13 protein-coding genes and 3 tRNA genes are annotated in these 19,856 nt (G+C 58.7%); 12 read left to right on the forward strand and 4 right to left on the reverse strand.

The genetic code is table 11. The features are described 5' to 3' along the window. Positions 1–97 precede the first annotated feature (97 nt). The 3 genes from hpnE to hpnC are packed head-to-tail and all read right to left on the reverse strand — an operon-like array spanning position 98 to position 3,243. On the reverse strand, positions 98–1,477 hold the full coding sequence (gene hpnE, locus ACQ4V8_RS12155) for a hydroxysqualene dehydroxylase HpnE (protein ID WP_436571541.1): 1,380 nt from the start codon (positions 1,475–1,477) through the stop codon (positions 98–100). A 4-nt stretch (positions 1,478–1,481) separates the two neighbouring features. Further along, positions 1,482–2,315: a presqualene diphosphate synthase HpnD gene (hpnD, locus tag ACQ4V8_RS12160; RefSeq protein ID WP_196855165.1), complete on the reverse strand. Its 834-nt coding sequence runs from the start codon at positions 2,313–2,315 to the stop codon at positions 1,482–1,484. A 46-nt stretch (positions 2,316–2,361) separates the two neighbouring features. Next, on the reverse strand, positions 2,362–3,243 hold the full coding sequence (gene hpnC / locus ACQ4V8_RS12165) for a squalene synthase HpnC (RefSeq protein ID WP_010398457.1): 882 nt from the start codon (positions 3,241–3,243) through the stop codon (positions 2,362–2,364). Between the two features lie 290 nt (positions 3,244–3,533). Here hpnC and ACQ4V8_RS12170 point away from each other — a divergent pair, with 290 nt between their 5' ends. From ACQ4V8_RS12170 to ACQ4V8_RS12220, 11 genes are all read left to right on the forward strand, one after another. After that, complete coding sequence (locus ACQ4V8_RS12170; protein WP_010398455.1) at positions 3,534–4,697, forward strand: efflux RND transporter periplasmic adaptor subunit; 1,164 nt, start codon at positions 3,534–3,536, stop codon at positions 4,695–4,697. Continuing rightward, positions 4,694–7,792, forward strand: a complete 3,099-nt coding sequence (locus tag ACQ4V8_RS12175) for an efflux RND transporter permease subunit (protein ID WP_436571542.1) — start codon at positions 4,694–4,696, stop codon at positions 7,790–7,792. Before ACQ4V8_RS12170 ends, ACQ4V8_RS12175 begins: the two co-directional genes overlap by 4 nt. A 192-nt stretch (positions 7,793–7,984) precedes the next feature. Then, positions 7,985–8,067, forward strand: a tRNA-Leu gene (locus ACQ4V8_RS12180). A gap of 763 nt (positions 8,068–8,830) precedes the next feature. After that, positions 8,831–10,171, forward strand: coding sequence for a trigger factor (tig, locus tag ACQ4V8_RS12185; protein ID WP_010398450.1), 1,341 nt, complete (start codon positions 8,831–8,833; stop codon positions 10,169–10,171). A gap of 84 nt (positions 10,172–10,255) precedes the next feature. Continuing rightward, entirely contained in the window at positions 10,256–10,873 is a 618-nt protein-coding gene (gene clpP, locus ACQ4V8_RS12190; protein ID WP_010398448.1) for an ATP-dependent Clp endopeptidase proteolytic subunit ClpP, read from the forward strand. Between the two features lie 200 nt (positions 10,874–11,073). Continuing rightward, positions 11,074–12,342, forward strand: coding sequence for an ATP-dependent Clp protease ATP-binding subunit ClpX (clpX, locus tag ACQ4V8_RS12195; protein WP_010398446.1), 1,269 nt, complete (start codon positions 11,074–11,076; stop codon positions 12,340–12,342). 273 nt (positions 12,343–12,615) lie between these two features. Further along, the gene (gene lon / locus ACQ4V8_RS12200; protein WP_029496427.1) at positions 12,616–15,027 is read left to right on the forward strand and encodes an endopeptidase La; all 2,412 of its coding nucleotides are present in this window, start codon (positions 12,616–12,618) and stop codon (positions 15,025–15,027) included. 204 nt (positions 15,028–15,231) lie between these two features. Next, positions 15,232–15,504 (forward strand): HU family DNA-binding protein, encoded by a 273-nt coding sequence (locus ACQ4V8_RS12205; protein WP_010398442.1) that lies wholly within the window; start codon positions 15,232–15,234, stop codon positions 15,502–15,504. Between the two features lie 125 nt (positions 15,505–15,629). Further along, a tRNA-Asp gene (locus tag ACQ4V8_RS12210) sits at positions 15,630–15,706 on the forward strand. Between the two features lie 17 nt (positions 15,707–15,723). Further along, positions 15,724–15,800 (forward strand) — tRNA-Asp (locus ACQ4V8_RS12215). Positions 15,801–16,243: 443 nt separating this feature from the next. Beyond that, positions 16,244–18,169, forward strand: coding sequence for a SurA N-terminal domain-containing protein (locus ACQ4V8_RS12220; RefSeq protein WP_436571543.1), 1,926 nt, complete (start codon positions 16,244–16,246; stop codon positions 18,167–18,169). A gap of 215 nt (positions 18,170–18,384) precedes the next feature. Here the strand turns inward: ACQ4V8_RS12220 and ACQ4V8_RS12225 are convergent, their stop codons facing one another. Continuing rightward, positions 18,385–18,960, reverse strand: a complete 576-nt coding sequence (locus tag ACQ4V8_RS12225; protein ID WP_436571544.1) for an arylesterase — start codon at positions 18,958–18,960, stop codon at positions 18,385–18,387. Positions 18,961–19,207: 247 nt separating this feature from the next. Between ACQ4V8_RS12225 and ACQ4V8_RS12230 the strand changes: the two genes are divergently transcribed. Beyond that, entirely contained in the window at positions 19,208–19,855 is a 648-nt protein-coding gene (locus ACQ4V8_RS12230; protein WP_436571570.1) for an ABC transporter ATP-binding protein, read from the forward strand. Position 19,856: the final 1 nt, after the last annotated feature.

The following is a 19,856-nucleotide window of genomic DNA, read 5'->3' on the forward strand; positions in this document are numbered from 1 at the left end:
CTCAGACTGTACCCAAGCGCACTCAGGCGCACCAGCGCGGTGCGACAGAATGCAATATCGCGGGGGCGAGTGGTAACAGGACAAGATGCAGCGTCGTCTACTGTGCCAGTTTGCCCGTGGTGAGGGCCTTGGCCGCTGCCACGCCACTGCGCACTGCAGCCTCGATAGTGGCCGGATAATCGTGCTTCCGGTCAGCATTGGCCGTATAGTCGCCAGCGAGCAGCAGGCCCGGCATGCCGCTGGCGTTGCCGGGGCGGACCAGGTCGGGCGTGCAGGCAAAGGTGGCGCGCTTTTCCGTGATCAGCTGGGTCCAGAGGGGCTGCGCCAGTTCCGCACGCTGCAGCACCTGCGCCAGTTGTGCCGCGATGGCTTGCGTCAGCGCCGCGTGGCCTTGCTCGGCGGCTGGGCCGGACGCGCTGATGACGACGGCCAGCAAGCCCGCCTGGCGCGCGTCGAGCTGGCCCCGGTCAAACACGAACTGGCCCCAATGCTGCTGTTGCGGCGCATCGACGAGGGCGTAAAACGGCAAGTCCAGACGTACCGAGGCGTCGTATTGCAGGTAGCAGGTACTGATGGCTTCCGCAGTGAACGCTTGCATGCTTTGAATGGCTTCGTCGAGGCGCGCATCGTGCACGCCTTGCAGCAGGCTCGCTGCCTGCACGGACGAGGTGGCCACGATTACGCCGTCAAAGCTTGCGCTGTCATCGAGCTGCCAGCGGCCATCGGGCAAGGCTTGCAAGGCGCTCACCTTGGCGCCCGTGCGTACTTCACCGCCATGCTGGGCCAGGTAACGCGCGGCCGCCTCGGGGAACAGGGCGCTCAGGTTCGTTTTCGGGATCAGCATGTCGGAAGCGCGTCGACGCGATGCGCCCAGGCTGTCGCGCAGCACATTGAGGAAGACGCGCGCCGAAGCGCGTTCGGGCGGGGTATTGAGCGCCGCCAGGCACAGTGGGTGCCACATCAGGCGGTTCAATTGCTCGGTCTGATCGAAGCGCAGCAGCAACTCGCTGACCGTGCAATCGTGGTACAACTGCCAGCCCATGGTGCGCATGGCGGTGGAAAAACGCATCAGGGCCAGCTTGTCGGCGAACGACAAACCCTGGGCGCGCAGCAGGGCCCACGCCAGGTGCAGCGGCGCGGGCAGGCGCGGCGCAATGAAATCCATGCCGCCAGAATCTGCCGGATAGCGCATCTGCAGGGGCAGGGTGAGGATGAGCTCGGCCGGATCTTGCCCCGCGAGCTTGATCAGGCGCAAGGTTTCCGTGTAGGCACCGAGCAAGATGTGCTGGCCGTTGTCGAGGACCGTGTTTTCCCGCTCTACGCGGCGCGCGCGCCCACCCAGGGTGCGCGCCGCCTCGAAGACGGTGACGCCATGGCCGGCGCGCGCCAGTTCCATGGCCGCCGCGCAACCAGCCCAGCCGGCGCCGATGACGCCATAGCGTTGCTTTACGCTAGTGTTAGCTACGAACTTAGCCACGAACTTAGCCACGCACCCAGGTCTTCCATGCCAGCCACAGCTTGCGGATCGGCGTGAGCGAGATGCGCTGTTTCAAGACGTGATAGCCGTCGCGCTCGACTTCGTTGAGCAAGGTGCGATAGATGGCGGCCATGATCAGACCCGGGCGCTGGGCGCGGCGGTCTTCAAGCGGCAGCAGCGCGTACGCTTCCTCATACGCTTGTTGCGCGCGCGCCACCTGGAAACGCATGAGGTTTTCAAAGTTTTCGCTGTGGCGCGCATTCAGCAGGTCGGCCGCCGTCACATTAAATTGCTGCAATTCGCTGATCGGCAGGTAGATGCGCCCCTTGCGCGCATCTTCGCCCACGTCGCGGATGATGTTGGTCAACTGGAAGGCATGCCCCAGTTTTTCTGCGTACAGCAGGGTTTCCGGGCGTGTCGCGCCAAAGATGCTGGCCGACAAGATACCCACCACGCTGGCCACATGCCAGCAATAGCGGCTCATGGCCTGGTAATCGAGGTAGCGCGTCTGGTTCAAGTCCATTTCCATGCCGTCGATGATGGCTTGCAGATGCTTTTCTTCCAGCTTATAGATATCCAGGTGCGGCTGCAGCGCGCGCATTACGGGATGCGTCGGCTTGCCCTCGTACATGGCCTTCACTTCCTTGCGCCACCAAACCAGTTTAGTGCGCGCCACGGCTTCGTCCGTGCAGTCATCGACCGTATCATCGACTTCGCGGCAGAAGGCGTACAGGGCCGTAATGGCCTTGCGCCGCTCGGCGGGCAGGAACAGGAAGCTGTAATAGAAGCTGGAGCCGCTCTGGGCGGTCTTTTGTTGGCAGTATTCGTCGGGAGACATAGTCAAAAGAGCAAGGGTTGCACATCGAAGCCGCTATTCTATCGTCTTACCGAGTGGGCGACGGGGGAAAAGCCGTTTTTACTTGTGCCTCTTGATACAGGCTTTTGCGCGACATGCGCAGCGCGCGCCAAAAAATGATCAGCCAGTCGCGCTTTTCCAGCTTGGGGCGGCGCCGGAATACATCGTAATTGACCGCTTCGATCGCTTCGAGGATGCGCAAACCCCCTTGCACGACGAGACGCAATTCCCAACCGATACGCCCGCGCAAGCGCAGGGCCAGCGGCGCGCCGGACAGCATCAGGGCGCGTGTGCGGGCCACTTCAAAGCGCATCAGGGCGCTCCATTTGCCGTGCGCCTCGGGCCGCTCAAAGGCGGCGGCGGACACGGCAAAGCGGCTCAAGTCTTCCATCGGCAGGTAAATGCGTTCTTTTTGCTGGTCGATGGCGACGTCTTGCAAGAAATTAATTAGTTGCAAAGCTGAACATATTGCATCGGAATCGCGTACATTCTGTTCATCGGCTGCGCCGTACAGATGCAGCATGAGCAGCCCCACCGGATTGGCGGAACGGGCGCAGTAATCGAGCACGTCGTCGTAACTGGCGTAGCGCGTCGTGTCCACATCTTGCTTGAAGGCCGACAACAAATCGTAAAACGGCTTGAGCGGCAGTTGGTGTTTGGCGATGACGCCAGCGAGGCGTTCGAACATGGCGCCGTTCTCGCCGACGTGGTCTTGCTCGCGGGCGATGCGGCCCAGCGCTTCTTCGTAGGCGTGCAGGCTGGCCAGGCGTTCGGCCGGCGTGGCGTCGCCTTCATCGGCCAGGTCGTCGGCGCTGCGGGCGAAGGCGTAGATGGCTTCGACGGCGGGCACCAGGCGGCGTGGCAGCAGGAACGATGCAACAGGAAAATTTTCGTAATGGTCTACAGGCATGAACACACTTCTCTAGTCTTGCAGTTTTGTGCGGCAGCCTGCCAGCACGGGAGGCTTGCCGAACGTTGTACGTCTCACTGTTAATGACGTAAAAGTCACTAAAAACTTTTACAGCCGATTATAATTAATAACCAGAAAGTCATTAGGGGCGTCACTCCCTGTCATGAGTCAGCTGACATTGTCACAAATTCAAGGATATCGCGTGCGAAAAAGTTTCGCCAGCACCATTTCGTAAGTGAAAAGTTTCCTCACGCAAAAATCTAACAGCCCGCATAGTAAAGGAAAATACCTTGTTTGCACTGAAAACCCCGCGCCGCGAGACCGGCGTACCCGCATTGCCCACCCTGCGGCTGATCGCCGCCGCCGCCCTGGCGCTGAGCTTGGCGGCCTGTTCCAAGACTGTCGTCAAAGTGGAGGAGGTGCGCCCCGTACGCGCGATGGTGTTGTCCAGTACCAACGTTGACGTGCGTGCCGAGCTGGCAGGCGAGGTGGTGCCGCGCGTCGTGTCGCAGCTGGGTTTTCGCGTGGGCGGCAAGATCGTCGCGCGCAAGGTCGAGGTGGGCGCCACGGTGACGAAAGGGCAAGTGCTGATGCAGCTCGATGCGCTCGACTTGCAGCTGTCGCAGGCCCAGGCCAAGGCGTCGCTGGTCAGCGCAGAAACGAACCGTGACCTGGCGCGCGCCGAACTGAAGCGCTACCAGGATTTGCGCGAGAAACATTTTGTCAGCCAGGCCGTGCTCGATGGCAAGGATGCGACTTACAAGGCGGCGCAGGCGAACGTGGAAGCGGCCCAGGCCTTGTACCGCGGCCAGGCGAACCAGTCCGCTTATGCCAGCTTGCTGGCCGATGTCGATGGCGTCGTCACGCGCATCGAGGCCGAAGTGGGGCAGGTGGTGGCGCCGGGCACGCCCGTGGTGCAGGTGGCCAAGAGCGGCGAGAAGGAAGTGGCGATCGCCATTCCCGAAGATCAGGTGGAAACCTTGCGTGGTGTCAAGGATGTGATGGTGCGCCTATGGGCCGATCCGAAGCAGGGCTTGCCGGGCAAGATACGCTTGGTATCACCCGTGACCGATGCCGCCACGCGTACCTATTTGGCCAAGGTCAGCATCCCCGATGCGCCGCAAGCGCGCCTGGGCATGACGGCCGTGGTGCAGTTTGCTTCGCAGACGGCGACGCCACAGATCAAGGTGCCGCTGACGGCCCTGTTTAATGAAAAGTCGCAAAGCTCCGTGTGGGTGGTGGAAAACGGCGCCGTCAAGCTGGTGCCGGTGACGGTGGGTGGCGTGGCGGGCAATGAGTTGCTGCTGACCTCGGGCGTGAAAGCGGGGCAGACGGTGGTCACGGCCGGCGTCAACCTGCTCAAGCCTGGCCAGAAAGTGTCCATTCTTGGCGCCGAACCGGTCAGCAAGTCTGACGCTGCCGCTGCCGCCGTCAGCCTTGGGGCGGCCAAATGAAGGGCGGCTTCAATCTGTCGCGCTGGGCCCTCGAACACATTCCGCTGACGCGCTACCTGATGGCCGTGCTGCTGATCGGCGGCATGATCAGCTACGCCAGCCTGGGTCAGGATGAAGATCCGCCGTTCACTTTCCGCGCCATGGTCTTGCAAGCGTACTGGCCCGGTGCCACCGCTTTGCAGATGGCCGAGCAGGTGACGGACAAGCTGGAAAAGAAGCTGCAGGAAACGCCTTACATCAATGAAATCACCAGCTATTCGAAGCCCGGTGAAACCTTGATCTTGCTGGAGCTGCGCGAATCGGCGCCACCCAAGGAAACGGCAGCGGCCTGGTATCAGGTGCGCAAAAAGATCGGCGATATCAAGGGCAGTTTACCGGCCGGCGTGGTGGGCCCGTTCTTCAATGACGAGTTCGGCGACACGTATGGCTCCATCTTCGCCCTGTCCGGCGACGGTTTTAGCTACGCGGAAATGAAGGATTACGCGGACAAGGTGCGTCAGCAATTGCTGGCCGTGGGGCAGGTAGCCAAGGTGGAACTGTTCGGCGTGCAAGATGAAAAGATCAATATCATCTTTTCTCACAAGAAGTTTGCCCAGTTGGGTATTCCTTTTGACGCTATCGTGCAGCAATTGTCCGAGCAAAACAGCATCAACGCCACGGGCGTGCTGGTGACGCCGACGGATAATCTGCAAGTGCGCGTGACGGGCGCGATGGTCACCGTGAAGGATCTGGAAAGGCTGGAACTACGCGCCAACGGCACGACCTTCCGCCTCGGTGACTTTGCCAGCGTGAAACGCGAATTCATCGATCCGCCCAAGGACAAGATGCGTTTCAATGGCAAGGAAGTGATCGGCCTGGGCGTGTCGATGGAAAAGGGCGGCAATATCATCGACATGGGCAAGGCCCTGCAAGCGACGGTGACGCGCATGAAGAGCGAGTTGCCGGTGGGCATAGAGCTGCAGCGCGTGTCGAACCAGCCGGAAGCCGTATCGGCCTCCGTTGGCGAATTCTTGCACACGCTGATCGAAGCCGTCCTGATCGTGCTGGCCGTCAGCTTTGTCGCGCTGGGCTTGCACACCAAACCGCTGCGCATCGACGTGCGGCCCGGCCTGGTCGTGGCGCTGACCATCCCGCTGGTGCTCGCTGTCACCTTCCTGTTCATGCGCCTGCTCGACATCGACTTGCACAAGATTTCGCTGGGCGCCCTGATCATTGCACTAGGCTTGCTGGTCGATGACGCCATCATTGCCGTCGAGATGATGGTGCGCAAGATGGAAGAGGGCATGTCGCGCTTCGACGCGGCCACGTTCGCCTACACGTCAACGGCGATGCCCATGCTGACGGGCACCCTGATCACGGTGGCGGGCTTCTTGCCCATCGGCTTGGCCAAGTCGGCCGCCGGCGAATACACGTTTTCCTTGTTCTCCGTGAATGCATTGGCGCTGATCATTTCCTGGGTGGTGGCCGTCGTCTTCACGCCCTACATCGGCTACGTCTTGCTGAAAGTGAAGCCGCACGCGCATAACGACCATGAATTGTTCGATACGCCGAACTTTCGCCGCTTCCGCCGCGCCGTCAGCTGGTGCGTGGAATGGCGCAAGACGACGATCGCCGCCACCCTGGCCATCTTTGCGCTGGGCATTTATGGCTTTGACTTCATCGAAAAGCAGTTTTTTCCTGATTCCAGCCGTCCCGAATTGATGGTGGAACTATGGTCGCCCGAGGGAACGACCTTTGCCGCGAATGAACAGCAGGTGAAGAAATTCGAAGCCTTTGTGGGCAAGCTCGACGGCGTGGACAGTGTGACCAGCTATGTCGGCACCGGCAGCCCCCGCTTCTATCTGCCGCTCGACCAGATCTTCCCGCAGACGAATGTGTCGCAAGTGGTGATCTTGCCGAAGAGCCTGGCGGACCGCGAGCCACTGCGCCAAAAGATCATCGAGGTGTTCAAGAAGGATTTCCCGGAAGTGCGGGGACGCGTCAAACTGTTGCCCAACGGGCCACCGGTGCCGTATCCCGTGCAATTTCGCGTCACGGGGCCCGAGGTGCCCGGTGTGCGCGCCATTGCCGACCAGGTCAAGGAGGTCATGCGCGCCAATCCGAACACTCTGGGTGTGAATGACAACTGGAATGAATCGGTGAAAGTGCTGCGCCTGGATCTGGATCAGGACAAGATGCGCGCGCTCGGCGTCACCTCGAAAACCGTGATGCAGGCGGCCAATACGATACTGTCGGGTACGGTCATCGGCCAGTTCCGCGAAGACAATAAGCTGATCGATATCCAGGTGCGCCAGCCTTTGGCCGAAAGGTCGACGATTTCTGTACTCAATGACACGAATATTGCGACCGCGACGGGCAAGTCCGTGCCCATCTCGCAATTGGCGCGCGTGCATTTCGTATGGGAACCGGGCGTGGTTTGGCGCGACAAGCGCGAATGGGCCATTACCGTGCAATCGGACGTGGTCGACGCCATCCAGGGCGCGACCGTGTCGACGCAGCTGGCGCCGCAGCTCGATGCCTTGCGCGCCAAGATGCCGGCCGGCTACCGCATCACCGTGAAAGGGGTGGCGGCCGGCAGCGGTGAGGCGGAAGCGTCGATCGCGACCAACTTGCCGCTGGCCATCTTCATCATCTTCACCTTGCTGATGCTGCAGCTGCACAGCTTCTCGCGCTCGCTGCTGGTGTTCCTGACGGGCCCGCTGGGCGTGGCGGGCGCCGCGTTTGCCTTGCTGTTGCTGCACCGACCGCTGGGTTTCGTCGCCAACCTGGGCGTCATTGCCTTGTTCGGCATGATCATCCGCAACTCGGTGATCCTGGTCGACCAGATCGAGCAAGACATCAAGGATGGCTCGGCCCCATGGGATGCCATCATCGACTCGGCCGTGCGGCGCTGCCGTCCCATCGTGCTGACGGCCGCCGCTGCCGCGCTGGCCATGATCCCCCTGTCGCGCTCCGTCTTCTGGGGCCCCATGGCGGTGGCCATCATGGGCGGCCTGATTCTGGCGACGGCCTTGACCCTGCTGTTCCTGCCGGCCCTGTATGCGGCCTGGTTTCGCGTCAAGAAGCCGCTGGTGACAGCCAAGGAGCAAGCATAAATAATTACCTCAGGCCATAGGCATAAAAAAGGCGGCATTCCTCTGAGAAATCCAGTAAAATGCCGCCTCTGCTGTAGCGAGCGCTTGCCTGGCAAGTCCAGGCTGGTCAGATCGCTCCCGAGTTGTTAAAATCAGGGTGTGCGCAGGCTAAAAACCTGCGCGGCGTGCAGCTTGCGTCAAGTAGCAGATAATGCGGATGTGGTGGAATTGGTAGACACGCTGGTCTTAGAAGCCAGTGCTTCGGCTTGGGAGTTCGAGTCTCCCCATCCGCACCATTCCGGGTTGCTCCAGCCCGGAAGTGCAGCACCATCAAGTTGTTCTTCAGGCTCTCGTATATGGGCCTCGTGCTTTTCAGTCGCGTGTTCTTTAATCTCGTCTTAGGCGCCTTTCATGCTTTTCTCCCGTCTATCCTTGCCTGATTCGGCTCGCCCGTGCGCGTCATTTTTTGCCAGTCACTGGGTAGCAGGGCTGGTCACCGACACAGATTTTCCTGAAAAAAATGTCAAATTGGGCTAAATCCAAGGTTTTTTGGCTGAAATCTTCGTCGAGAGCGCATTTCTTTGTTTCGGACCGAGCGACAGTTCGCATATACTAATGAGCGAAGCAGGCTGGAAGGCCTGTCTCTGGCGAAATGAAGAATGCCGGGGCAAGAGTAAAGACAGGGCCACCCAGGCTGTAGCGACTCGTTCGCCGCCGCTGGGATCCTCTGTGGCCGGGCTGCAAAGCCAGCCACTTTCCCGAAGTCCTTTGTTATAATGCCAAGCTTTACCGAATGATGGCCGGCCCTGTATTGACATACAAGCATGGCTGGACGCTCGGAGCCCTGTCGCAGTACTGGAAGCGGCGGATTGTTTGGTGCCTGGTGCGGGTTTTCCCTGCGCCGGGTATACCAGGTCCATCGTCCCGTCTTCCCGTACTTTTACAGATGAATATGCGAGCGAGTGAAGCTGGACCCAAGTCTTGCCGTCAGTGATGGCGCAAGGGGTCGGGTCTTCTTTTCTCGCACCAACAGTGTTTATTTTTTGGACGATTTTTTACATGGCAACTGCAGTCGAAACCTTGGGCAAACTCGAACGTCGTATCACGATCTCCTTCCCGCTGACGGACGTCCGCACGGAAGTTGAGAAGCGCCTGAAAGTGCAAGCCCGTACGGCTAAGGCACCGGGCTTCCGTCCGGGCAAAGTGCCGTTGAAAATGGTCGCAGCACAATACGGCTACCAAATTGAATCCGAAGTGTTGAATGACAAAGTCGGCCGCGCGTTCAACGACGCCGCCAACGAAAACAATCTGCGCGTGGCCGGTTTCCCGAACATCGTGCCGAAAGAAGAAGCAGCCGAAGGCCAGCTGGCTTTCGACGCTACCTTCGAAGTGTATCCAGAAGTCGCTATCGGCGATTTGACGGCCGTTGAAATCGAAACCGTGCAAGCGGACGTGTCGGAAGCCGAAATCGACAAGACCATCGATATCTTGCGCAAGCAACGCGTGCATTTCCACACCAAGGGCGAAGCTGGCGAACATGGCGACGGCGGTGAGCCGATCGCTGCCAATGGCGACCGCGTGACCGTGGACTTCGTCGGTTCTATCGACGGCGTTGAATTCCCAGGCGGCAAAGCTGAAGGCTACGCTTTCGTGCTGGGCGAAGGCCGCATGCTGCCGGAATTCGAAGCAGCGACCCTGGGCCTGAAAGTGGGCGAGTCCAAGACTTTCCCATTGTCCTTCCCTGAGGACTACCATGGCAAGGACGTGGCCGGCAAAACCGCTTCGTTCACCATCACGCTGCAAAAGCTGGAATGGGCGCATTTGCCGGAAGTCGATGCTGAATTCGCCAAGTCCCTGGGCGTTGCCGATGGCGACCTGGCCAAAATGCGCGAAGACATCAAAGTCAACCTGCAGCGCGAAGTCGCTGGCCGCGTAAAAGCACGCAACAAGGAAGCCGTCATGGACGCGCTGATCAAAGTTGCTGAGCTGGACGTGCCTAAAACGCTGATCGCTCAGGATTCCGAGCGCCTGGCTGAAATGACCCGCCAAGACATGGCGCAGCGCGGCATGAACGTCAAGGACGTGCCTTTCCCAGCAGAACTGTTCGCAGACAAAGCCGAGCGTCGCGTACGCCTGGGCCTGATCCTGTCGCAACTGGTGGGCGACAACACGCTGCAGGCAACGCCTGAGCAAGTCAAGGCGCAAATCGAAGATTTCGCCCAAAGCTACGAAGATCCACGCGAAGTGCTGAAGTACTACTACAGCGACCGTCGTCGTCTGGGTGAGATCGAAGCCCTTGTATTGGAAGAAAACGTCGTCACTTACGTGTTGGGCCTGTCGAAAGTCACGTCGAAAGCAGTTGCCTTCGACGAACTGATGGGAAGCAACGCACAAGCGTAAACCAGTTGGTATTGGGATGCCGTTATTGCCGAAAGGCAGTGGCAGCATCCCCTAACTGCTTCACAAGGAAATGAAATGACAGGTATGAACCGTAATCCGGCGCTGGACACACAGATGCTCGGCCTGGTGCCGATGGTGGTGGAACAAAGCGGTCGCGGCGAGCGCTCGTATGATATTTACTCGCGCCTGCTGAAGGAGCGTTTGATTTTCATGGTCGGCCCGGTCAATGACCAGATGGCCAACCTGGTTGTCGCCCAGCTGCTGTTCCTGGAAAGCGAAAATCCGGAAAAGGAAATCTCGCTCTACATCAACTCGCCAGGTGGTTCGGTCTCGGCCGGCATGGCCATTTACGACACCATGCAGTTCATCAAGCCGGACGTCTCGACCCTGTGTACGGGCATGGCTGCCTCGATGGGCGCTTTCCTGCTGGCCGCTGGCGCCAAGGGCAAGCGTTTTTCGCTGCCCAACTCGCGCATCATGATTCACCAGCCGTCCGGTGGTTCGCAAGGCATGGCGTCCGACATCGAGATACAGGCCAGGGAAATTCTTTACCTGCGTACCCGCTTGAACGGCATCATGGCCGAGCGCACGGGCCAGTCGATCGAACAGATCGCCAAGGACACCGACCGCGACCGTTTCATGTCCGCCGACGAGGCCGTTGAGTATGGTTTGATCGACAAAGTGTTGACCAGCCGCGCTTGATGAGCCCCTACCGGTATTGTTAAGTATGCAAGTAAACGCCCGGGCGATCAAACGTTCGGGCGTTTCGCTTTTATTTCGGGTAGCATGGAGTCTGTGCGCGTTATTTACTTGCGCCAATGGTGGCGGTCTTTGCAGGCTGCTGCCGCACTCCGGCTTGCGATTTTGCAATATTGTTAATGCAGTTCCAACCAAAATGCCTTATGTCAGACAAAAAATCCTCTAGCGGCGAAAAATTACTGTATTGCTCGTTCTGCGGCAAAAGCCAGCACGAGGTGAAGAAACTCATCGCCGGCCCGTCCGTGTTCATTTGCGACGAGTGTATCGACCTGTGCAACGACATCATCCGTGATGAAACGTCGAGCATCGAGACGGTGACCGGTACCAAATCGGACCTGCCGACGCCGCAAGAAATTGCCGCCTTGCTCGATCAGTACGTGATCGGCCAGCAAACTGCCAAGCGCATCCTGTCGGTGGCGGTATACAACCATTACAAGCGCCTCAAGCATTTGGGCAAGAAAGACGACATCGAACTGGCCAAGAGCAACATCTTGCTGGTCGGTCCTACCGGTTCGGGCAAGACCCTGCTGGCACAGACCCTGGCGCGCATGCTCAACGTGCCGTTCGTGATCGCCGACGCCACCACCCTCACCGAAGCCGGTTACGTGGGTGAAGACGTGGAAAACATCATCCAGAAGCTGCTGCAAAGCTGCAACTATGACGTCGAGAAAGCCCAGCGCGGCATCGTCTACATCGATGAAATCGACAAGATTTCGCGCAAGTCCGACAATCCGTCCATCACGCGCGACGTGTCGGGCGAGGGCGTGCAGCAAGCCTTGTTGAAACTCATCGAAGGGACGATGGCTTCCGTGCCGCCACAAGGCGGGCGCAAACATCCGAACCAGGATTTCGTGCAAATCGACACGACCAATATCATGTTCATTTGCGGCGGCGCCTTCGACGGGCTGTCGAAGGTGATCGCCAACCGTTCCGAAAAGAGCGGCATCGGCTTCTCGGCCACGGTACGCAGCAAGTCGCAAAGTTCGGCCAGTGAATTGATGCTGCAAGCGGAACCGGAAGATCTGGTCAAGTTCGGCCTGATCCCGGAGCTGGTGGGCCGTCTGCCCGTCATCGCCACGTTGGCCGAGTTGACGGAAGAAGCGCTGATCCAGATTCTGGTCGAGCCGAAGAATGCGCTGATCAAGCAGTATTCGAAGTTGCTTGAGATGGAAGGCGCTGAACTGGAGATTCGTCCGGCCGCCCTGCATGCGATCGCCAAGAAGGCGCTGGCGCGCAAGACCGGCGCGCGTGGCTTGCGCTCCATCCTGGAACATGCTTTGCTGGACGTCATGTACGAATTGCCGAGCGAACAAAACGTGGTGAAGGTCGTCATCGACGAAAATACCATCACCAGTGGCGCCAAACCTTTATTGATTTACCAAGAGACTGCCAAGGCCTCCGGAGAAAATTGAAAACTGCCGAGACAAATGCATAAAAAGGGTTTTGATTACCTAATGCATGGCAGTACAATTTAAATTAATGAGTGCAGGCTTCAATCGTAAAGCCACTCGCGGCGCTTAGCTGCGTGTGGCTTTTTTATTATTGCCACTGCATTTGTTAAAGTCATGCGGGTGAGTTTTGCGAAATAGACACTATGTTTGTTTCGCAGAATTATTTATTCTCGCCGGTCTTGTGTTTTGGCAGCGAGCGCCAACATCGTAAACACGCTTTCTATAAGGTACGCCATGACAACTTCCAAATTAACTGAGCAAACTCAACTGCCGTTATTGCCGTTGCGGGATGTCGTCGTTTTCCCGCATATGGTGATACCGCTGTTCGTTGGCCGTCCAAAGTCGATCAAGGCGCTGGAAGCTGCGATGGAGCAGGGCAAGAGCATTATGCTTGCCGCTCAAAAAGCAGCCGCGAAGGACGAGCCGTCGCCTTCGGATATCTATGAAATTGGCTGTGTGGCCAATATTCTGCAAATGCTGAAGCTGCCCGATGGCACCGTCAAGGTGCTGGTCGAAGGCGCGCAGCGTGCCCGTATCAACCATATCAGCGATGCACCGACGCACTTCATCGCCGACCTCACGCCGCTCGAGTCCGAGCCGGGCGACGAGTCGGAAGTCGAAGCCATGCGCCGCGCGATCGTGCAGCAGTTCGATCAGTACGTCAAACTGAATAAAAAGATTCCACCAGAAATCCTTGCCTCACTGTCGGGTATCGACGACGCCGGTCGCCTGGCCGACACGGTGGCTGCGCATCTGCCCCTGAAGCTTGAGCAAAAACAAGTCATCCTGGAAATTTTCAGCGTGGCCAAGCGCCTAGAGCACCTGCTGGGCCAGCTCGAAGGCGAGCTTGACATCTTGCAGGTGGAAAAGCGTATCCGCGGCAGAGTCAAGCGCCAGATGGAAAAGTCGCAGCGCGAGTATTACCTGAACGAGCAAGTCAAGGCGATCCAGAAAGAACTGGGCGAGGGCGAAGATGGTGCCGACCTCGACGAGCTGGAGAAAAAAGTCGCTTCGGCCAAGATGCCGAAGGAAGCGCTCGACAAGGCTACGAGCGAATTGAAAAAGCTCAAGCTGATGTCGCCGATGTCGGCCGAAGCCACCGTCGTGCGCAACTACATCGACACCCTGGTCAACTTGCCTTGGAAAAAGAAATCCAAGGTCAATAACGACCTGGCGAATGCCGAAAAAGTGCTCGAAGGCGACCACTACGGCCTCGACAAGGTCAAAGAACGCATACTGGAATACCTCGCGGTGCAACAGCGCGTCGACAAGCTGAAAGCGCCTATCTTGTGCTTCGTCGGCCCTCCGGGCGTCGGCAAGACTTCGCTGGGCCAGTCCATCGCCCGTGCCACGAACCGCAAGTTTGTGCGCATGGCCTTGGGCGGCGTGCGCGACGAAGCCGAGATCCGTGGCCATCGCCGCACTTATATCGGCTCGATGCCGGGCAAGATCTTGCAATCGCTGGCGAAAGTCGGCGTGCGCAATCCCTTGTTCCTGCTCGATGAAGTCGATAAGATGGGCGCCGATTTCCGTGGCGATCCATCGTCGGCCCTGCTCGAAGTACTCGATCCGGAACAGAACCACACGTTCTCCGACCATTACATCGAAGTCGATTTCGACCTCTCCGACGTGATGTTCGTGGCCACCTCGAACTCGTACAACATTCCGCCAGCCTTGCTTGATCGTATGGAAGTGATTCGTCTGTCCGGTTACACGGAAGACGAAAAGACCAGCATCGCGCAGCGTTATTTGCTGCCGAAGCAGATCAAGAACAATGGCTTGAAGGAAGATGAAATCTCGGTAGCCGAGTCGGCCTTGCGCGACATCATCCGCTACTACACGCGCGAAGCCGGTGTACGTTCGCTCGAGCGTGAAGTGTCGAAGATCTGCCGCAAGGTAGTGAAGATGCTGCTGCTGAAGAAATCCGACAAAAAAGTCATCGTCAACTCGAAGAATTTGGATAAATTCCTCGGCGTGCGCCGCTACGATTTCGGCGTCGCGGAGAAAGAAAACCAAGTGGGCCAGGTGGTCGGTTTGGCGTGGACCGAAGTGGGCGGCGATCTGCTGACCATCGAAGCCGTGTCGATGCCGGGCAAGGGCGGCATCATCCGCACGGGTACCTTGGGCGACGTCATGAAAGAGTCGATCGAGGCAGCCCGCACGGTGGTGCGCAGCCGCGCACAGCGCCTGGGCATCAAGGCCGACGTGTTCGAGAAGAGCGATATCCACATCCACGTACCGGAAGGCGCGACACCGAAGGATGGTCCTTCGGCTGGCGCCGCCATGACGGTGGCGATGGTGTCGGTCTTCACGGGCATCCCCGTGCGTGCCGACGTGGCGATGACGGGCGAGATCACCTTGCGCGGCGAAGTGTTGCCGATTGGCGGCCTGAAAGAGAAGCTGCTGGCGGCCCATCGCGGCGGCATCAAGACGGTCTTGATTCCAGAGCAAAATGTGAAGGACCTGGCCGAAATTCCGGACAACGTCAAGAACAAGCTGGAAATCGTGCCCGTGCGCTGGATCGATAAAGTGCTGGAAATTGCCCTCGAGCGCATGCCGGAACCGCTGGTGGAAGTCGCGGCAGTGGAGGCTGTCACGGCCGCTGCGGCGAAACCGGATGCGGCTGGCGAGGTGGTAAAACACTAACTGTTTTCCCCTGTTTTCCCCGAACAAGCGCTTTTAGAGCGCTTGTTTTATATTGAAACGTGAATTGCGCTCCCAAAGCGCTTGACACATATACAGTGTGGCTTGTTTAATACGCCTGCACATTTTTTTCGCCGGACAGCTGTGGTGCCAAAAGTGCCGCAACGATACGGTAAACGTTTTATACCTTTGTAATTGGGGATGCTAGTGAACAAGACTGAATTGATCGACCACATTGCTGAAAAAGCTGACATTTCCAAAGCCGCCGCTGCGCGCGCACTCGACGCTGTTATCGGCGGCGTGACGGAAACTTTGAAAAACAACGACAGCGTGACGCTCGTTGGTTTTGGCACTTTCTCGGTTAGCGAACGCGCTGAGCGTACCGGCCGCAATCCGCGTACCAAAGAAGCGATCACGATCGAAGCGGCAAAAGTTCCAAAATTTAAAGCTGGTAAAGCTTTGAAGGATGCTGTAAACTAATGCACTTCGGTGAGGTGACAATCACCGAAAACATTTGGCGGTGCCCAACGGTGCCGCGATTTCAGGGTTGAAGTTCATTGAATCGCAATCCTGGATATAAATGCAAGTAGTACTGTGTATTTTTCGGAGTGGTAGTTCAGTTGGTTAGAATGCCGGCCTGTCACGTCGGAGGTCGCGGGTTCGAGTCCCGTCCGCTCCGCCAAAAAAATACGCTCTTAAGGAGTGGTAGTTCAGTTGGTTAGAATACCGGCCTGTCACGTCGGGGGTCGCGGGTTCGAGTCCCGTCCGCTCCGCCAGAATATAGAAACCCGCGCTGCTGAATAAGTAGCGCGGGTTTTTCTTTATGCGTCGTCCTATGCATCCCATGCGTCCGATTATCTTGGCGCTCCTGTCATTTCAATTCTGCGACGGCGGCTTTTTAAATGGCTGGCCCTTGCAATTAAATCCGCTTCAAGCTTTCCGCTGTTGAATGGCCCGGCTATGTTTTGCTTGGCGCCTGGCCAGCCATGCGGCGCCGGGGCAGGGCGCGCTCCCTGATTTACTCTTGCTATAGCGCTATGGGCATTGTAGAATCAGGAGATAATGGCTTGGGCGTCAGAATCCTGCTTTAGTTCCAGCGCCAAGTTGTTGAATCTAAAGGGGAAGTGGACATCTGTCCCGTCCATTCCGCCGAAGAAATCAAGGCGAACGCATGTTCGCCTTTTTTTATAGTGATCCACTCATCCCGAATTGGCTGACCATGTTTGAATTTATTCGTACCCATCGACGCTTGATGCAGTTTCTTTTGATGCTGGTCATCGTCCCGTCTTTTGCACTGGTCGGTATCAGCGGCTACCAAAGCTTCGGCGATGACGCGAACACCATCGCCAAGGTCGGCGACCAGGTCGTTACGCAGCAGCAATACGAAGAAGCGCAACGCCAGCAGATCGACCGCTATCGCCAGATGATGGGCGAGCAGTTCGACCAGAAAATGTTTGATACGCCGCAAGCGCGCCAGAGCATCCTCGATAACCTGATCGCCGAACGCGCCGTGGCTGCCGAAGTGGGCCGTAGCCACCTCGTCATCAGCGATGCCGTGCTGCAAAAGGAAGTGCTGGAAATTCCGGGCTTGACCTTGCCGGACGGTAAATTCGACCTGGAACGCTACAAGGCCATGCTGGCGGCACAAGGCATGACGCCGCAGATGTACGACGCGCGTCGCCGCAGCGACTTGGCCCTGCAGCAACTGGCCGGCGCCGTGCAAGGCAGCGCTTTCGCGCCGAGCAGCGTCTCGAAGCGCCTGTCCGACATCACGTCGGAAGAACGCGAAGTGCAGGAATTGCTGTTGCCGATCGCCCAGTACGTGTCGCAAGTCAAAGTGACGGACGCCATGATCAAGGCTTTCTATGACAAGAACAGTAAGTTCTTCGAAATCCCGGAACAAGCCAAGATCGAATACGTGGTGCTCGACGGCAGCGCCGCCGGTGAGCAAGTCGACGTCAGCGATGCCGACGTGAGCAGTTATTACGCGAAGAACCAGAAAGCTTACGCGACGCCGGAAGCGCGCCAGGCCAGCCACATCCTGGTCGCTGTCAAGAAAGATGCCTCGGCCGCCGACAAGGCAGCCGCCAAGGCCAAGGCGGAAGCCATCTTGGCTGACGTGCGCAAAACGCCTGCCAGTTTTGCCGCCCTGGCGAAAGCCAAGTCCGAAGATCCTGCTTCGGCAGAGCAAGGTGGCGACCTGGGCGTGATAGGCAAGGATGGCTTGCCAGCACCAATGCTGAGCGCGGTAAGCAAGCTCAAGCAAGGCGAGATCAGCGATGTCGTCGCTTCCGATTTCGGCTACCACATCCTGACCGTCACCTCGCTCAAGCCAGAGCATGTGAAAGCGTTGGACGAAGTACGCGGCGAGATCACGGCTGACCTGCGCAAGCAATTTGCTGCCAAGAAATATTCGGAAATGGCGGAAACGTTCACCAACACGGTCTACGAGCAATCGGATAGCCTCAAGCCGGTGGCCGACAAGCTGAAGCTGAAAGTGGAAAGCGCCGCCAACCTGTCGCGCACGCCGTCGCCAGCGCTGGGCAAAGCGCCGTTCAACAACGCCAAGTTCTTGAGCGCCATCTTCTCGAACGATTCCTTGAAGGACAAGCGCAACACGGAAGCCGTCAGCGTCGCACCGAACGTGCTGATCGCTGGCCGCGTGGTGGAATTCAAGCCAGCAAGCAAGCGGCCACTGGCCGAAGTCGAAGCGATGATACGTCAGCGCGTGACACTGGAAGAAGCGGAAAAGCTGGCCAAAAAAGCTGGCGAAGCCAAGCTGGCTGCCTTGAAGGCGTCTGGTGATGCGACCGGTTTCGGCGCCGCACAATGGGTGTCGCGTAGCAAGCTCGACGGCATCAACCGCGCCGCCATCGCGCAAGTCATGAAAGCCGACACGAGCAAGCTGCCTGCCTACGTTGGCGTGGACTTGCCAGCGCTCGGTTACGGCATCTACCGCATCGGCAAGGTACAGCAGCCGGCGCAAGTCGATGCTGCGCGTCGCCAGCAAGAAAAAGACCAGATCAGCGCCATCCTGGCACAGCAGGAAATGTTTGATTACGTCGAGTACCTGAAAAACAAGGCCAAGGTAAAGATCGTCAAGCCGGTCTCCGCCCCAGCCGCAGCAGCGCCGACCGCACCATAATCGGTCGCAGCGCATAAAAATAGCCGCTCCAAGAGCGGCTATTTTTTTGTCTGCGAGTCGGGCACTTTATGTAACCCAACTGCGTAAGACTGGGGTCGGTCACTTCGTGATCGCAATACGCTCCATTGGAGCGTAATCCCCCTGAGGGTCCGACCCCGGCAGTTCGGCCTTCGGGGTGAAAACGGGATGAAAATTAAGTGAGCTTATGAACCGGCTTACTTGGCTTTCAGCAAGGGCGACAGCTGCGGCCAGATATTTTTCAGGATCGTTGGATGCGCCTGCGCATTCGGGTGCATGCGGTCGGCTTGGAATAGCTGTGGCTGGTCGGCGATGCCTTCGAACATGAAGGGCACCAGCGGCGCCTTCCATTCCTTGGCCAGCTTGCCGTATACGCCATAGAATTGTTCGCCGTAGGCGCGGCCATAGTTGGGCGGCATGCGCATGCCCACCAGCACCACCTGCGCGCCCGATTGCCTGGCCGCTGCGCCCATGGCGCGCAGATTCGCTTCAGCGGCCGCCACCGGCAAGCCGCGCAAGCCGTCGTTGGCGCCCAGTTCGATCAGTACGACATCGGGCTGGTGTTTGGCCAGCAGCGCGGGCAGGCGCGCGCGCCCGCCGCTGGTGGTCTCGCCGCTAATGCTGGCGTTGACGATGCGTGTGTCGTTCTTTTGCGCCGCCAGGCGCTGTTCCAGCAGCGCCACCCAGCCCGTACCCCTTGCCAGCCCATATTCGGCTGAGAGGCTGTCGCCGAGCACCAGCAGCGTTTTTGGTGCAGAATAGGCGTTCGTCATGCCAGATACCAGCAGCAGGGCTGCAGCAGGAAGCAGGGACAGTGCGCGCCGCCGCATGCGGCTACTGCTCTTGCTACTTATTTGTTCACGAAATTTTTTAAGATAGATCAGCATGTCCGAATTCCCTAAAGCGACTTCCACCAGTTTTCTCCCATCCGAGACAGAAGCACGGCGAGCGGCCCAGCGGCCCGCCGCAAGTAATAGCCAAAACAGCCAAAACGGCCAACATGCCCAGCCGGCCATCGAAGTGGTCCAGCTGGCCAAGCGCGTACCCGATGCCGATGGTGAGCTCACCATCCTGCACCATCTCGATTTTACCGTGCAAACGGCGGAGACGCTGGCCATCGTCGGCGCCTCCGGTTCCGGCAAGTCCACCTTGCTGGGCTTGCTGGCCGGCCTGGATACGCCCAGCGAGGGCAAGGTCATCCTCGACGGCACCGACATCTTCGCCTTGGACGAAGATGGCCGCGCCGGTTTCCGCAAGGAAAAGCTCGGTTTCGTGTTCCAGTCCTTCCAGTTGCTGGCGCACCTAACGGCGCTGGAAAACGTCATGCTGCCGCTGGAATTGCGCGGCGACCCGGAGGCGAAGGAAAAGGCGCAAGCCATGCTGGGCAGGGTCAACCTTGGCAGCCGCCTCAAGCACTATCCGAAATACTTGTCCGGCGGCGAGCAGCAGCGCGTGGCCCTGGCGCGCGCGTTTGTCACCGAGCCGCCGTTGTTGTTCGCCGATGAACCGACGGGCAGCCTCGACGCCGCCACGGGCGAAGCGGTGATCCAGCTGATGTTCGAACTCAACCGTGAGCGCGGCTCGACCCTGGTGCTCGTCACGCACGATAGTTCGATTGCGGCCCGCTGCGGGCGCACCATTACGATTGCGGCGGGCAGATTGGTCTGAT

Source organism: Janthinobacterium paucivorans, assembly GCF_051380805.1.
In the GTDB taxonomy this organism is placed as follows: Bacteria; Pseudomonadota; Gammaproteobacteria; order Burkholderiales; family Burkholderiaceae_D; genus Janthinobacterium; species Janthinobacterium lividum_D.

Excerpts from the sequence above, each read along its gene's own strand:
- tig (WP_010398450.1), top strand. The coding sequence starts at position 8,831 with ATGGCAACTGCAGTCGAAACCTTGGGCAAACTCGAACGTCGTATCACG.
- ACQ4V8_RS12175 (WP_436571542.1), top strand. The coding sequence starts at position 4,694 with ATGAAGGGCGGCTTCAATCTGTCGCGCTGGGCCCTCGAACACATTCCG.
- hpnD (WP_196855165.1), bottom strand. The coding sequence starts at position 2,315 with ATGTCTCCCGACGAATACTGCCAACAAAAGACCGCCCAGAGCGGCTCC.
- clpX (WP_010398446.1), top strand. The coding sequence starts at position 11,074 with ATGTCAGACAAAAAATCCTCTAGCGGCGAAAAATTACTGTATTGCTCG.
- clpP (WP_010398448.1), top strand. The coding sequence starts at position 10,256 with ATGAACCGTAATCCGGCGCTGGACACACAGATGCTCGGCCTGGTGCCG.
- hpnC (WP_010398457.1), bottom strand. The coding sequence starts at position 3,243 with ATGCCTGTAGACCATTACGAAAATTTTCCTGTTGCATCGTTCCTGCTG.
- lon (WP_029496427.1), top strand. The coding sequence starts at position 12,616 with ATGACAACTTCCAAATTAACTGAGCAAACTCAACTGCCGTTATTGCCG.
- ACQ4V8_RS12220 (WP_436571543.1), top strand. The coding sequence starts at position 16,244 with ATGTTTGAATTTATTCGTACCCATCGACGCTTGATGCAGTTTCTTTTG.
- ACQ4V8_RS12225 (WP_436571544.1), bottom strand. The coding sequence starts at position 18,960 with ATGACGAACGCCTATTCTGCACCAAAAACGCTGCTGGTGCTCGGCGAC.